The 1,016-nt window shown below is 72.7% G+C and carries 1 protein-coding gene; it reads right to left on the bottom strand.

The window, feature by feature from the left end; translation table 11 throughout:
• A partial coding sequence (locus tag HMPREF3105_RS10315; RefSeq protein WP_070709525.1) for a fumarylacetoacetate hydrolase family protein occupies positions 1–785 on the bottom strand: 785 nt, incomplete at its 3' end.
• Positions 786–1,016: the final 231 nt, after the last annotated feature.

The following is a 1,016-nucleotide window of genomic DNA, read 5'->3' as shown; positions in this document are numbered from 1 at the left end:
GGCGTGCCGGTCAGGATCAGGTCACCCGGGTTCAGGGTGATCAGCTGCGAGGCGTAGGAGACCAGCTCGGCGGGGGAGAAGACGACGTCGGCGACCCTGTCCTCCTGACGCAGCTCACCGTTGACGTGCGTGAGGACGCGCGCGTCCGCCGGGAACTCTTCCGGGGTGACCAGCCACGGACCCACGGGCGTCGAGGCCTCCCACACCTTGCCCTGCAGCCACTCGGAGGTGCGGCCCTGGAAGCCGCGCATGGAGATGTCGTTGGCCACCGCGTAGCCCGCGATGTGCTCCGGGGCGTCCTCGACGGCGATGCGTCGGCCCGGCTCCCCGACCACGATGCACAGCTCGCCCTCGTAGTCGACCCGGTGGTCCTCCTCGGGGACCTCGATCGGGTCCAGCGCACCCGTGAGGGACTGCGGGAACTTCGCGAACAGCGTCGGATGCTCGGGGCGATCCAGGCCCGTCTCGTCGATGTGGTTCGTGTAGTTCAGGCCCACGCAGAACACCTTGGTGGGGAAGGGCACGAGCGTGTCGTAGACGAGGCCGGAGGTGTCCAGCAGGAGGGACCGGTCGGCCTGCGCCGCGCGGAGGGCACCCTCCACCATCTCCCGCTGCTCCTCCGGCGTGGCGGTGAGGTACTCGCCGACGTCGCGACAGTCCGGCAGGGCGACGGCGCGCACGGCGACCTCGGGGTCCTCGGGGTGCACGGAGGTGATGACCGCGGCGAACGTGGCGCCGGGGTAGGCGGCGTCGGAGTCGGGCTGGCGGAACGTGGCGAGCTTCATGGACCCATCCCATCACAGGGCGGCGGGTCCGGACCCGGGGCGGGCGGACGTGAGACGGTGAGGCCATGAGCACAGCCTCCACGCATCCGCCGCTCGACCTCGACCCGACCCCGGCCACCCCGATCGTCCTCGGGACCATGGCCTGGGGGTCCGTTCCCCCGCCGCCCCCGGACGCCGATCCGGGGGCGGGGCCGGAGGGGCCCGCGGGCGCAGCGCAGGCCGAGGCGGCCG

The organism is Micrococcus sp. HMSC31B01 (assembly GCF_001816085.1).
GTDB lineage: Bacteria > Actinomycetota > Actinomycetes > Actinomycetales > Micrococcaceae > Micrococcus > Micrococcus luteus.
Note: the sequence above shows the minus strand (reverse complement) of the source record. Positions and strands in the feature narration are given on the sequence as shown.